12 protein-coding genes, 1 tRNA gene and 1 other annotated feature are annotated in these 13,484 nt (G+C 57.3%); of the genes, 8 read left to right on the top strand and 5 right to left on the bottom strand.

Features of this window, described 5'->3' with window-relative positions; translation table 11 throughout:
• Position 1 precedes the first annotated feature (1 nt).
• Positions 2-76: transfer RNA gene (locus BN1124_RS05395), tRNA-Gly, on the top strand.
• Between the two features lie 148 nt (positions 77-224).
• Here BN1124_RS05395 and arcA read toward each other — a convergent pair.
• On the bottom strand, positions 225-944 hold the full coding sequence (arcA, locus tag BN1124_RS05400; RefSeq protein WP_033130442.1) for a two-component system response regulator ArcA: 720 nt from the start codon (positions 942-944) through the stop codon (positions 225-227).
• A gap of 589 nt (positions 945-1,533) precedes the next feature.
• On the opposite strand from arcA, the gene BN1124_RS05405 reads away from it, so the two are divergent.
• The gene (locus tag BN1124_RS05405) at positions 1,534-2,013 is read left to right on the top strand and encodes a putative 4-hydroxy-4-methyl-2-oxoglutarate aldolase (protein ID WP_042640857.1); all 480 of its coding nucleotides are present in this window, start codon (positions 1,534-1,536) and stop codon (positions 2,011-2,013) included.
• Between the two features lie 4 nt (positions 2,014-2,017).
• Here BN1124_RS05405 and BN1124_RS05410 read toward each other — a convergent pair whose 3' ends face one another.
• A complete protein-coding gene (locus BN1124_RS05410) occupies positions 2,018-2,494 on the bottom strand; it encodes a hypothetical protein (RefSeq protein ID WP_042639868.1) in 477 nt (158 codons plus the stop codon).
• A 166-nt stretch (positions 2,495-2,660) separates the two neighbouring features.
• Between BN1124_RS05410 and BN1124_RS05415 the strand changes: the two genes are divergently transcribed.
• Entirely contained in the window at positions 2,661-3,050 is a 390-nt protein-coding gene (locus tag BN1124_RS05415; RefSeq protein ID WP_042639870.1) for an META domain-containing protein, read from the top strand.
• Positions 3,051-3,150: 100 nt separating this feature from the next.
• On the opposite strand, the gene aceK is transcribed toward BN1124_RS05415, so the two are convergent.
• Positions 3,151-4,878, bottom strand: coding sequence for a bifunctional isocitrate dehydrogenase kinase/phosphatase (gene aceK / locus BN1124_RS05420; RefSeq protein WP_042639872.1), 1,728 nt, complete (start codon positions 4,876-4,878; stop codon positions 3,151-3,153).
• A 196-nt stretch (positions 4,879-5,074) separates the two neighbouring features.
• On the opposite strand from aceK, the gene BN1124_RS05425 reads away from it, so the two are divergent.
• The 5 genes from BN1124_RS05425 to BN1124_RS05445 all read left to right on the top strand — a co-directional run bounded on the left by BN1124_RS05425 (position 5,075) and on the right by BN1124_RS05445 (position 11,298).
• A complete protein-coding gene (locus BN1124_RS05425; RefSeq protein WP_042639874.1) occupies positions 5,075-5,767 on the top strand; it encodes a tRNA/rRNA methyltransferase in 693 nt (230 codons plus the stop codon).
• A gap of 68 nt (positions 5,768-5,835) precedes the next feature.
• Positions 5,836-5,969 (top strand) — a sequence feature (Thr leader region).
• Positions 5,970-6,027: 58 nt separating this feature from the next.
• A complete protein-coding gene (gene thrA / locus BN1124_RS05430; protein WP_042639876.1) occupies positions 6,028-8,487 on the top strand; it encodes a bifunctional aspartate kinase/homoserine dehydrogenase I in 2,460 nt (819 codons plus the stop codon).
• A 2-nt stretch (positions 8,488-8,489) separates the two neighbouring features.
• Positions 8,490-9,464: a homoserine kinase gene (thrB, locus tag BN1124_RS05435; RefSeq protein ID WP_042639878.1), complete on the top strand. Its 975-nt coding sequence runs from the start codon at positions 8,490-8,492 to the stop codon at positions 9,462-9,464.
• Positions 9,461-10,735: a threonine synthase gene (gene thrC, locus BN1124_RS05440; protein ID WP_042639880.1), complete on the top strand. Its 1,275-nt coding sequence runs from the start codon at positions 9,461-9,463 to the stop codon at positions 10,733-10,735. Before thrB ends, thrC begins: the two co-directional genes overlap by 4 nt.
• Before the next feature lie 128 nt (positions 10,736-10,863).
• Complete coding sequence (locus tag BN1124_RS05445; RefSeq protein WP_042639882.1) at positions 10,864-11,298, top strand: YybH family protein; 435 nt, start codon at positions 10,864-10,866, stop codon at positions 11,296-11,298.
• A 168-nt stretch (positions 11,299-11,466) separates the two neighbouring features.
• Here BN1124_RS05445 and BN1124_RS20670 read toward each other — a convergent pair whose 3' ends face one another.
• Positions 11,467-11,979 (bottom strand): TIR domain-containing protein, encoded by a 513-nt coding sequence (locus BN1124_RS20670; protein WP_082041429.1) that lies wholly within the window; start codon positions 11,977-11,979, stop codon positions 11,467-11,469.
• A 38-nt stretch (positions 11,980-12,017) separates the two neighbouring features.
• On the bottom strand, positions 12,018-12,854 hold the full coding sequence (locus tag BN1124_RS20675) for a macro domain-containing protein (RefSeq protein WP_082041430.1): 837 nt from the start codon (positions 12,852-12,854) through the stop codon (positions 12,018-12,020).
• Positions 12,855-13,484 lie beyond the last annotated feature (630 nt).

The following is a 13,484-nucleotide window of genomic DNA, read 5'->3' on the forward strand; positions in this document are numbered from 1 at the left end:
TGCGGGCATCGTATAATGGCTATTACCTCAGCCTTCCAAGCTGATGATGCGGGTTCGATTCCCGCTGCCCGCTCCAGATTTCATGTAAAAAGCCCACTCAATCGAGTGGGTTTTTTGTTTTCCGGCTCATCGGGTGGTGCCAGCTTCGCTTGTCTCGAACGCCGGAAACAGAAGAGGCGCCAACGGCGCCTCTTCTTACCACACAGGGATCTGACGAGCAGTGATTATTCCTGCTCCAGCTCGCCGCAGAAGCGGTAGCCTTCGCCATGGATAGTGGCGATGATCTCGGGGGTGTCACCCACGCTCTCGAAGTGCTTGCGGATGCGGCGGATGGTGACATCCACGGTGCGATCGTGAGGCTTGAGCTCACGGCCGGTCATCTTCTTGAGCAGCTCGGCACGGGTCTGGATCTGGCCCGGATTTTCGCAGAAGTGCAGCATGGCACGGAACTCGGAGCGCGGCAGCTTGAACATGTCGCCTGCCGGGCTGACCAGGGCGCGGCTGTTGATGTCCAGTGCCCAGCCGTTGAACAGGTAACGTTCGACCAGCTTCTTCTCTTCGCCACCGGCCGTCACGTTCATGGTGCGGCTCAGCAGGTTGCGGGCACGGATGGTCAGCTCACGGGGGTTGAACGGCTTGGTGATGTAATCATCGGCGCCGATCTCCAGACCCAGGATCTTGTCCACTTCGTTGTCACGACCGGTCAGGAACATCAGGGCGATGTTGTCATCTTCACGCAGCTCGCGTGCCAGCAGCAGGCCATTCTTGCCCGGCAGGTTGATGTCCATGATCACCAGATTGATGGTGTGAGTGGTCAGGGCCTGGTGCATCTCGTCGCCATTGTTGGCTTCAAGCACTATGTAGCCTTCGGCCTCGAAGATACTTTTGAGCGTATTGCGAGTGACCAGTTCGTCTTCGACGATCAGAATGTGCGGTGTTTGCATTGAGTATTCCCAGATTCTTATCAGTTAATTTTCGAAATTTTAACACTCTTTGGCGTTATCCGACCGGTCCTGAAAATTTATTACGTCATCCTGGATATGAAAATCAGGTCGAATCATCGCGAATGTGGTATCAGCGTTGGCAAACATCCCTGTGCCATGCATAGGCACTCATCAAGTCTGAGCGAGCAAAGCCTGAAAAGTCATCCATTACAAAAGTTGCTGCATTTTATCAGTTAACAGGCGCATAACAACACTCTTTGCCGTCAGATAGCAACTTTTTAACTCAGGTTTGATATAAGTCAATCCCTGAGTTCACTGCATGATACTTGGGCTGGCCCGCATTTTCGCCCCTATGAAATGTAATGGGATGTAACATGTGGTTGACATGGATTTGTGGGAAAACTACAGAAAACTGTGTCTTATTGCCCCTCGGCACCATCATCCAGGCCTGCCTGTGCCGTGGTCACGACCCCAAAATGCAGCCCATGTCCGAGCTCAGGACCTCAGCTCTGCCTCTCTCTGGATTGTCAGCATGACGGCTTGATGAAAGAATGAGCGGACTCACTCATTCCATGGAAGGATGCTGAACATGCTGGATTTACTGCCCGATCTTTGCGATGAACACGGCGATGCCCTGCAGGTGGCCGAGCCCCTGTTTCACGACTATGGCGGCAAGCCGCTGTTTTATGGCCAGGCGGTCACCCTCTCCTGTTTTGAAGACAACAGCCTGGTGCGCGAGCTGGTGACCCGTCCCGGTCAGGGCAAGGTGATGGTGATCGACGGCGGTGGTTCCCTGCGTCGTGCCTTGCTCGGGGATCAGCTGGCCATCAAGGCGGCGGAGCAGGGCTGGGAGGGGATCCTCATCTACGGCGCGGTGCGGGATGTGGGCACCCTGGCGACCATGGCATTGGGGGTCAAGGCGCTGGCGGCCTGTCCGGTCAAGACCGAGAAGCTGGGGCGGGGCGAGCTGGATGCCGTGGTCTCTTTCGCCGGGGTGACCATAGCGCCGGGCGACTATGTCTACGCCGATCTCAATGGTGTGCTGGTGAGCGGGGCCCGGCTCATCTGATGGCTCAGAAGTTGAAGCCCACTCCCAGGGTGAGGAACTGCTCAGTGCTGAAGGCGCTGACGCCGTAGTTGGCGGTGAGGGCGAGCTGGGGGGTCAGCAGCAGGCTGCTGTTGAGTTCCACCAGGGTGCTGGGTTTGCTCGTTTCCAGTTGCTTGAGCTGGCTGCCGATGTTGAGGGAGGGGGAGAGCTGATAGCGCACCCCTGAGCTGATATTGAAGCCGGCGGAATCACTGTTGGGGCCTACGGCGGGCCCAGCTTCCATATAGAGGCTGACATTATCCTCGACCGGGTATTGATAGCCGGTGTTGATGAGCCAGATGTCGAAGTTGTCGTTGTGGTGGGTCTGGGTGCCGAGCAGTACGCCCGAATAGCTCTTCACGTAGAGCTGGCTCTCTGATTCGGTCTGGAGAAAGCTCCAATCAGATGCCTGGGCCGAAAACGCGAGGCTTGATGTGAGCAACATGATGAGAGATTTGACCATTCGTTTCCCCTCCCTGGGTCCGAACAGGATCACAAGCATGGCACATGCCAGTGGGGAGTAAAGGCAACCTCGATCACAATAAAAGAGTTTTAATCGGCGCCACGCTCGTGGTACACAGGCCCCTCATTCCGCGTCTTCACGCTTTTTTCCATCGGGAGATGAACGCATGAACAAGAAACTGACCCTGCTGGCCGCACTGGCCCTGGGAGGCTGCGCCATGGCAACGGGTTCCAATATGGCAGAGTTGCAGGCATCGAACTGGCAACTGCAAGGGGCGAGCGGCGACGCCTTCACCCTGCAGGTCGCCGGTGACAAGGTGGCCGGTAAGGGCGGCTGCAACCGCTACTTTGGCGCCATCACCCAGCAAGGTGAGGGTGTCTTGGTGCTGGGCCCGCTGGGGGCGACCCGCATGATGTGCATGGGGGATCTAGCCGGTAAGGAGATGAGCTATCTGCAGACTCTGGAGAAGGTCGCGACCTTCCAGATCAAGGGCCAGCAACTGGTGCTGAGCGATGCCAACAAAGCGGCGCTGCTCACCTTCGATGCCGTGAAATAATCGGCACTGCCGTCAGCGTCTGTCGCAACCGGACGCCGGCATCGAAGCGAAAAAGGGACGCCGTGGCGTCCCTTTTTGATGGGTATTTGGATGAGATGACTCAACCTCCCCGCTGATAGCGAAAGCGCTTCTTGCGCCGGTAGGGATAAACATCCTCGAACACCCCCTCCTTGATGTTGCTCTGCAGCATCTTCCAGTAGTTGGCATCGAACAACTCCCTGTGCACCTGCATCATGATTGCCCGCACCTGGGGCTTTTGCAGCAGGAAGGTGGCGAACTCCTCGGGGAAGATGTCGTTCGGGGCCACCGAATACCAGGGCTCGGCGCTCCACTCGTCTTCGGGGTAGCGCGGCGGCGGGATCTGGCGGAAGTTGCACTCCGTCATGTAGCAGATCTCGTCGTAGTCGTAGAACACCACCCGGCCGTGGCGGGTGACGCCGAAGTTCTTGAACAGCATGTCGCCGGGGAAGATGTTGGCCGCCGCCAGCTGCTTGATGGCGTTGCCGTACTCCTCCAGGGCGAGCCGGGTCTGCTGCTCGTCCGCCCTGTCCAGGTAGAGGTTGAGCGGGATCATCTTGCGCTCGGTGTAGAGGTGCTTGATCACCAGCTTGTCGGCGGTGATGGTGAGCGCCGAGGGGGCCACCGCTTTGAGCTCGGTCAGCAGCTCCGGCGAGATGCGGTCCAGAGGAAACTCGAAGTTGGTGAACTCCTGGGTATCGGCCATGCGACCCACCCTATCGTGCTGTTTCACCAGCCGGTATTTCGCCTTCACCTGCTCGTGGCTCACGTCCTTTGGCGGCGTGAACTCGTCCTTGATCACCTTGAACACCACGTCGTAAGAGGGGAGGGTGAACACGCTCATCACCATCCCCTTGATACCGGGGGCGATGACGAACTGCTCCCGGCTCGACATCAGATGCTGCTGATAGTGGCGATAGAGCTCGGTCTTGCCGTGTTTCTGGCAGCCGATGGCGTTGTAGATCTCGTAGTCGGGCTTGCGGGGCATGATCTGGCGCAGGAACAGCACATAGAGAGCCGGCACCGGGGCATAGACCATGAAGTAGGCGCGGGCGAAGCCGAATACGATGGAGGCGAGCTCGGGCTCGAAAATGACGGTGTCCACATAGATGTGCTGGCCCGTGCTCAGCAGCGGCAGTATGAAGGGGTGCACCTCCCCCTTCACCCGGATGAGCCCCACCAGATAGGCGCCCTTGTTGCGGTAGAACACCTCCTTCAGGAGCTCGATGGCGAAGGGCTCGTCGTGCAAGATACTCGGCCCGTTCTCCGCAAGATGGCGGTGGATGTCGACTATATCCCGCTGTTTGTCCTCATAGGGCAGGGTGAAGCTGTAATCCCCCAGCAGCTTGCTCAGAGTCTGGGGCAACTGGGTGAGGCTGGTGCGATAGACCCGCAACAGGCCACTCAGGTCAGGGTGTTCCCCGCGACTGCAAAAGGGGTGTATGTAGAGGTTCTCGTCGCGGATGTTGCGATGGCGGAAGATGCGGCGATAGACGGAGTTGAAGAAGGATTCCGCCACCTCGAAGTTGTCACAGCGGGGCAGCAGATCGCTGAAGGCGCCTTTCACCTGCTTGAGCAGGGCCTGACTCGGTAACTGCTCCCCCATCATCTGCTTGATGAGCGCCGTGGTGGCGCCCACATGGTGGTCGTAGAGGCGAATGCGCTCGCGCCCCGCGAGCTGCACCCCCAGCCAGTCGCTGTTCTCGAAGCGGCTCTTGCTGCCCTGGGTGATTTCGAGAAAGCGGCTGTAAAACGACTCGAAGCGCTGCAAGATCGTCTCGGCGACGGCCTGCTCTAATGGCTGCTGCATCTCTCTCTTCCTTGTGAACTGTCGGGCCGATAGCGTCTTGGTTTGTCTGCAATTTGTTCACTCTTCTGGCCACTATGGCAACATTCAAACATCCGTTCAAGTGGCAATTCATGGGCAGAAACGGTAGATTGCGCCCCTGTTTTGCCGACGGTTCCCCGCTGTTTGCGCCGTCGGCCCTGCCCAATGAGGAAACCCAATGAAACTCTATTTTGTGCTGGTGGCGCCGGCCCGGGCGGCCAACGTGGGCGCGGCCGCCCGCGCCATGAAAACCATGGGCTTCGATGCCATGCGTCTGGTGGCGAGCCGGGTACACGAAGAGGAGGAGGCGAGCTGGGTGGCTCACGGGGCGCAGGAGATCCTGGCCGAGGCACAAGCCTTCGATACCCTGGAAGAGGCCCTCGCCGACATGGATCTGGTGGTCGCCACCACGGCGCGCCAGCGCGGTCGTTATCAGCACTACCTCACCCCGGCGGAGATCCGAGATCAGATCCGCGCCAAACCGTCCCTGGGCAAGGTCGCCATCGTCTTCGGCTGCGAGGAGTCGGGCCTCTCCAACGAACAGCTCGCCCAGGTGGATCTCATCAGCTATTTGCCCCTCAAGGTGAGCTATCCCTCCCTGAACCTGGGTCAGGCGATCATGCTGTATGCCTACGAGATGAGCCCCTTGCTGGACGAGGCCGAGGTCGTAGCAGAAAATTTTGATAACACCGGACAGGTTCGGGTGCTGAAATCAAAAACAGCAGAAATTCTCGGTGAACTCGGAGTTTCGCAGGATGAAAAACTGCATCAGTGGGTGATGGACCGAGTACCCATGCTGCCGCAGCGGGATCTGAATATGCTGCATCTGCTCTGTAAAGACCTCGCTCGCAAGTTCGGCAAAGAGGTTTAGGTTGACAGCCTTGCTGTCGGCGCGGTATTGCTAAAAGCCAGCTTCGTTCAAGAGTGTTCGTCATGCAGTCATTCATCAACGTCATCACCACCACCATTATTACCGGTACCACCACAGGTGGCACTGGGGCCGGTTGATGCGCTGACGAACAAGCACAGAAATCAAAAAAGGCCCGTACCCACCCAGTACGGGCCTTTTTGTTGGATGATTTTCAGAACCATATTCGGGCAGATTTTTAAGGATCACAGGGAGAGAAAGCGATGAGAGTGTTGAAGTTTGGCGGGTCGTCACTGGCCGATGCAGAGCGTTTCTTACGGGTAGCCGATATCGCGGTGAACACCCACGGCCAATCTCAGGTAGCCCTGGTGCTGTCGGCCCCGGCCAAGGTGACCAACCATCTGGTGGCCCTGGTTGAGCAGACCAGTCGCGGCATGGATGCAAGCAGCACATTGTTCGAAATCAACGGCATCTTCTCTCGCCTGCTGGCGGGGCTGAAGGCCGCCTATCCGGCGCTGGATGACAAGGCGCTGCTGGCGCGCCTGACCAGTGAACTGGATCAGGTGGAGCGGCTGATGCAGGGCATCCGGCTGCTCGGGCTCTGCCCGGACAACGTGCAGGCCCGTATCCTGAGCCGCGGCGAGAATCTCTCCATCGCCTTCATGCACGAGCTGCTGCGGGTGCGTGGTCTCGAGCTGGATCTCATCGTGCCGGAGCAGTTGCTGGCCACCGACGGCGGCTATCTGGAAGCCCACGTCGACATCGAGGCCTCCCGCCTGCGCTTCGCCGCCAAGGGACTGCGCAGCGATTGCCTCTACCTGATGCCGGGCTTCACCGGTGGCAGCGACAAGGGTGAGACCGTGCTGCTGGGCCGCAACGGCTCCGACTACAGTGCCGCCGTGCTGGCCGCCTGCGTCGATGCCGAGTGCTGCGAGATCTGGACCGACGTGGAGGGTTGCTACAACTGCGACCCGCGCCTGGTGCCGGACGCCTACCTGCTGAAAACTCTCTCCTACAAGGAGGCGATGGAGCTTTCCTACTTCGGCGCCAAGGTGCTGCACCCGAAAACCATCGCCCCCGTGGCCCAGTTCCACATTCCCTGCCTCATCAAGAACAGCTTCAACCCGCAGGGGCCGGGGACGCTTATCGGCGTCGAGCAGGGGGACGATGACCTCAAAGTGAAGGCCATCTCGGATCTCTCCGGCATGTGCATGTTCAACGTCTCCGGCCCCGGCATGAAGGGCATGGTGGGCATGGCGGGCCGGATCTTCTCCGCTGTTTCCCGCGCCGGGGTCAGCATAGTGCTGATTACCCAGTCATCAAGCGAGTACAGCGTCAGCTTCTGTATCCACAGCTACGACAGCGACAAGACCCGCAAGGTGCTGGAGCGCGAGTTCGAGCTGGAATTCAAGAACCAGCTGCTGGATCCGCTCGAGATCATGACCGATCTCGCCATCATCTCCCTCATCGGCGACGGCATGCGCACCAGCAAGGGGATGGCGGCCCGCTTCTTCACCTCCCTGGCCCAGGCCTCCATCAACATCGTCGCCATCGCCCAAGGCTCGAGCGAGCGATCTATCTCCGCCGTGGTGCGGGATCGCAAGGTGGCCGAGGCCATCAAGGCCTGCCACCAGAACTTCTTCGGCAGCCAGCAGTTTATCGACTTGTTCGTGGTCGGTGTCGGTGGCGTCGGCGCGGCCCTGGTGGATCAGATCGCCCGCCAGCAACCCGTGCTGGCCGAGCAGGGCACAGGACTGCGGGTGGTCGGCATCGCCAACAGCCGTCAGATGGCGGTCAACAAGGATGGGCTGAACCTCGCCAACTGGCGCGAGCAGCTGGTGGAAGCCCGTGACAGCTTCAGCCTGGAGGCGGTGAAAAAAGCGGTGGAAGAGAGCCACCTCATCAACCCGGTGATCGTCGATTGCACCTCCTCCGAGGCCGTCGCCGTCCAGTATGCGGACTTCCTGGCCGCCGGTTTCCACGTGGTGACCCCGAACAAGAAGGCGAACACCGGATCGCTGGATTACTACAAGGCGCTGCGCCGCACCGCCCGCCAGACCCGTCGCAAGTTCCTGTACGAGACCAACGTCGGTGCCGGTCTGCCGGTCATCGAGAACCTGCAGAACCTCATCAAGGCCGGCGACAAGCTGCGCGCCTTCGACGGTGTGCTGTCCGGCTCGCTCTCCTTTATCTTCGGCAAGCTGGACGAGGGCATGGCCTTCTCCGAGGCCACCGGGATCGCCCGTGGCAACGGCTTCACCGAGCCGGATCCCCGCGACGATTTGAACGGCATGGACGTGGCCCGCAAGCTGCTGATCCTGGCGCGCGAGGCCGGCATGGCGCTGGAGCTGTCCGATGTGGAAGTCGAGCAGGCACTGCCGCCGGGCTTCGATGTCAGCGGCGACGTGGAAGCCTTTATGGCCCGCCTGCCCGAGGCTGACGGCTGGTTCCGCGACCAGTTCGCGCTGGCCCAGAGCGAGGGCAAGGTGCTGCGCTACGTGGGCTCCATCGAGGGGGGCAAGTGCAAGGTCGCCATCAAGGCGGTCGGTGCCGATGAACCGCTGTTCAAGGTCAAAGACGGAGAGAACGCGCTCGCCTTCTTCTCCACCTATTACCAGCCTATCCCCCTGGTGCTGCGCGGCTATGGCGCCGGTACCGAGGTGACCGCCGCCGGTGTCTTCGCCGACGTGCTGCGCACCCAGAACTGGAAGCAGGAGCTATAAGCATGAGTTCAGACATGTACGGCAGCGTAGTGGCCTATGCCCCGGCCTCCAGCGCCAACCTGAGCGTGGGATTCGATGTGTTGGGGGCGGCCCTCGCCCCCGTGGATGGCTCCCTCTTGGGGGATCGCGTCCAGGTCAAAGCGGCAGAAGTTTCCTTCGCGCTCTCTTCCGTGGGCCGCTATGCCCACAAGCTGCCGGATGATCCCAAGAAGAACATCCTCTACGACTGCTGGGTAGGCTACGGCGAGGCGCTGGAGAAGCGCGGCCTGAAGCTGAGACCGCTTGAGATGGTGTTGGAGAAGAACCTGCCGGTGGGCTCGGGTCTGGGATCCAGCGCCTGCAGCGTGGTGGCGGCACTGGAGGGGCTCAACGCCTTCCACGATAATCCGCTTAACGAACACGATATGCTGCTGCTGATGGGGGAGATGGAAGGACGAATCTCTGGCTCAGTGCACTACGACAACGTGGCCCCCTGCTATCTCGGCGGCATGCAGCTGATCGTGGAGGAGGCGGGTGTCATCAGCCAGGGCATTCCGGTGTTCGAGCAATGGTATTGGGTGGTCTGCTACCCGGGCACCGTCGTCTCCACCGCCGCCGCCCGCGCCATACTGCCGGCCCAGTATCGCCGCCAGGACTGCCTCACCTACGGCCGTCGGCTGGCGGCCTTCGTGCACGCCAGCTACAGCCAGCAGGAAGGGCTGGCGGCGAGCGTGCTCAAAGACGTGATCGCCGAGCCCTATCGCGCGGCCCTGATCGAGGGTTTCAACGAGGTGCGGGCCCAGGCGGCCCAGAACGGGGCGCTCGCCACCGGCATCTCGGGCTCTGGCCCCAGCGTATTCGTGGTGATGAAGGATCTGGCCCAGGCCGAGCGCATGAAGGATTGGATGGACGCACATTTCGTGCAGAACGAAGATGGATTTGCCCGGGTCTGTAAATTGGACATGGCCGGGGCACGGGTAACAGGAAGCGAGCTATGAATCTTTACAATATCAAGGACAAGAGTGAACAGGTCAGCTTCGCCCAGGCGGTGCGTCAGGGTCTGGGTCGCGAGCAGGGGCTCTTCTTCCCCGAGAAACTCGAGCCGCTGGCCGACGTGGACGCCCTGCTGGCGCTGCCGCTGGCCGAGCGTTCCGCTCGCATCATCAGCCACCTGCTGGGAGATGAAGTACCTGCCGCTAAAGTGAGCGAGCTGATTGACGCCGCCTTCACCTTCCCGGCGCCTCTGGTCAAATTGAAAGACGGCACCTATGCCCTGGAGCTGTTCCACGGCCCGACCCTGGCGTTCAAGGACTTCGGCGGCCGCTTTATGGCCCAGTGCCTGGCCGCGTTCAGGACCAACGACAAGATCACCATCTTGACCGCCACCTCCGGCGACACCGGCGCCGCCGTGGCCCACGCCTTCTACGGGCTGGAGGGGATCGAAGTGGTCATCCTCTATCCCAAGGGCAAGATCAGCCCCTTGCAGGAGGCGCTGTTCTGCACCCTCGGCGGCAACATCCGCACCATCGCCATCGACGGCGACTTCGATGCCTGTCAGGCGCTGGTGAAGGATGCGTTCGATGACGAGGTGCTGAAGAAAGTCATCGGCCTGAACTCCGCCAATTCCATCAACATCAGCCGCTTGCTGGCCCAGGTCTGCTACTACTTCGAGGCGCTGGCCCAGCTGCCACGATCCGAGCGCCATAAAGCGGTCATCAGCGTTCCGTCCGGCAACTTCGGCAACCTGACCGCGGGCCTCATCGCCAAGGCGCTGGGGCTGCCGGTGAAGCGCTTTATCGCCGCCACCAACGCCAACGACACTGTGCCGCGCTACCTCAAATCCGGCCAGTGGGAGCCGCACCAGACGGTCGCGACCCTCTCCAACGCCATGGACGTGAGCCGCCCCAACAACTGGCCTAGGGTAGAGGAGCTGTGCCGCCGCAATGGCTGGGCGCTGGAGACCCTGGGCTCCGGCATGCGTGACGACGCCCAGACCCGCGATGCGTTGCAGCGCCTGCACCAGCTGGATTACCTGTGCGAGCCCCACGGCGCCATCGCCTGGGATCTGCTGGGTGAGCAGCTCGCTGAGGACGAAGTAGGGGTTTTCCTCTGCACCGCCCATCCCGCCAAGTTCAAGGAGTCGGTGGACGCGATCCTGGGGCTGGACGTGCCGCTGCCGGGGCCCCTGGCCAAGCATGCCGCCCTGCCGCTCTTGTCCCACAACCTGCCGGCGGAGTTCGCCCCCCTACGGGCCTTCCTGCTCGGTTAAGCAACCTCAAACATCCCCCGACCTCGGGGGATGTTTGTTTTCAGCCTCCGGCGGGGAAACCGCCTTGGATTAAGAACCTACTCACGGCCTCGCAGTAAGAGTGTGAACCGCTTCTAAGGAGCACAGTTATGAGCCAGCATCCGCTACGCCAGCTTATCGAGACCTGCGACGCCGCCATCTCCCGGCGCGACTTCGATGGCCTGATGGCCTTCTATGCCGAGGACGCCGCCCTGGTGGTCAAACCCGGCATGGTGGTGCGCGGCATCCCCGCTATCCGCCGCGCCTTCACGGCTATATCCGATTATTTTCAGGGCCAGCTCGAGGTCACTCAGGGCGCCATGGAGGTGATCGAAGGGGCCGACAATGCATTGGTGATCATGGAGACCCGGCTGCGATATCCCGACGGTGAGGGTGGCTGGATCGACGAGAATCGGCGTGCTACCTATGTGTTTCGACAGGAAGGAAATGAACAGTGGCGTTGCACCATAGATAACTCCTATGGGACGACATTGCTGGCTCTCACCCTGGATTCCTGTTTGGTTGGAAGGGGAGCTAAGTTGTGAGCCAGCCGAGTAATGGCTGGCTCAGAAAGGTGGGTGTTCCAGATTTTCTTCCATGTTCAGGATGGGCTTGAAATTGATACCGAAGAAAGTGCAGTCTAAAGTAGCATAAATAAAGACACCGGTTTGATGCCGGTGTCTAGTGATAACTAGATTGTACTGACTTCATAATTAATCAATGGCTGATTTTACAGCCTTATAATCCCAATAGTAAGTCCCATCTTCGTAGTAACACATAGCTACATGTTTCCCAATATTTTTCACTGCGTCTGGGCACTTAGATTTATCAACTGTGGCTGCATTGTAAAGTACCACAATATTCAGTCCATCTTTGATTGCTTTATCACATTCGTACTCAATATAACTACGGTGATCTACTGAGTACCCTCTAGCACAACTGCCTGTGTAACTATTGTAACTATCACAATACTGGCAGCGACCACTTCTTGCACTCTTGGTATTTTTCCCAACAATTAACACAAATGTTTTTGATGAGTTGAATCGAGTAGCAAGAGACGATTTTATGCTGCAATTCAAACTACCATCTCTAGCTTGTGTTAATTCGTGGGCATCAGTGAAAGATAAACTCCAATATTTATTATCGTTCCAAGCGTGCAACTTTTGGATTGCATCTTGATCTCCATCCCACTCGCCAGCAATGTATGTTTTTGTTCGATAAACCATAACTTATTACTCCTTTTATTACATATTCAAGAAAACAATCACAATCCATTTCTTGCAGACTGCAGGTCAAACAAGTTAATTTTGTCAATTTTATCTTTATGAATAACTATTGTTAATTTTGCAGGGTAATTAAAGCGAGTTTCGCTAATTCTGAATGTCCATAACATGATTTTTAATAAGTCTTCGTCAGTAATGTCTCTATGCTCTTTTATTCGTGTTATACCAGAGCCGAAAATCGGGACAGATATACTTCGCTGTGCATAAACTCGATTAACTCTATCCCAAAAATTAATTAAAAAACCAAGGTATTCAGGCATTGTTAAGCGAGCTTCATTATGTTTATTGAATTTAGAGAATGCCGTTAATAAATAATCTTCATAGACACAAAGCGTTCCTAGTTCATACTTTTGCTTCTTTCCGGATAACCGTCCTTCATTCAGCTCGCCAATATCATCTTGATCGAAATGATATTGTGAAATATGGTCATCAATTTGTGCCACAGAACAAGACATATGCTGTGTTATAAAAATTCCGTTGAGGCTACGATGAGCAATTATTTTGTCATCTACCTGAGTGTCAAAGTATTCATTGAAGGCAATTATCTTGAGCCCATCTTCAGAAAAGATGTCACCAACTTTAATAGTCACAGTGCTTCCTTCGACAGATAGGTCGATCGACTGAAGTTTATTTGCCTTAATCCATATAACAATATAGACGACCAGTAAAGTCGCAATGCAGACAAGGCCTGATGGGGTTTTTATTTTTGCCGGAATATCCCAAAACAAAACTACAGCGGCAATGAAAGCAGTAATTCCAGATGCATACTTATAAAATTCTTCTTTTATCTTCCTGTCGAAAAAATTTACCTTTGACACGCCTTTTACTCCCACTCGGATAAATTATTCAAGATGTGTGAAGATGATTTAAATAGACATTCATTGTTGTTTTATAGTTGTTAGTGGGGGGAGATTATAAATAACTGTTCCGCAATTTTTACCACATGTCTTGGTAAAATGACTCTGCATTTTTTGTTCGATATAAATAATCACCTATGACGAGGTCGAAAAATTTGAAGGTCTCACCGTTATGAATCAGATGTAACACTGTCTACTCCCACGCTACCGTCCGTGGATTACAGCCTCCAATATGCTCCATTGACCAGCAAGGGCTGCAGCCCATCGCTGATGAATAGGCACCGTATGGCCATGTTAAGCCAATCGAATCTGCTCTCACCAGTCAAAAAATGATGCAGCTGTCAGTAATGACTGATTTTTTGCGCTACATCAATAAATGGCAGAGGCAGGGCACAGGATTCCCATCGCCCCTGATTTTATTGGGGTTGGTGGGTGTGGTGGGGAAGAGGGGCCGGCTTGCCGTTGAGGAAGGGCCGGCTGGGGAGAATCCCGCTTAGCCAATCGGCGCTATAGTGCGGGCTATGGTGCTCTGTGGCCCTGGCTGGCAAGGCGGGGGATCTGCGGCAACAATCAGCTGTTGCAATAACAGCT

The organism is Aeromonas eucrenophila, assembly GCF_000819865.1.
Taxonomy (GTDB): domain Bacteria; phylum Pseudomonadota; class Gammaproteobacteria; order Enterobacterales; family Aeromonadaceae; genus Aeromonas; species Aeromonas eucrenophila.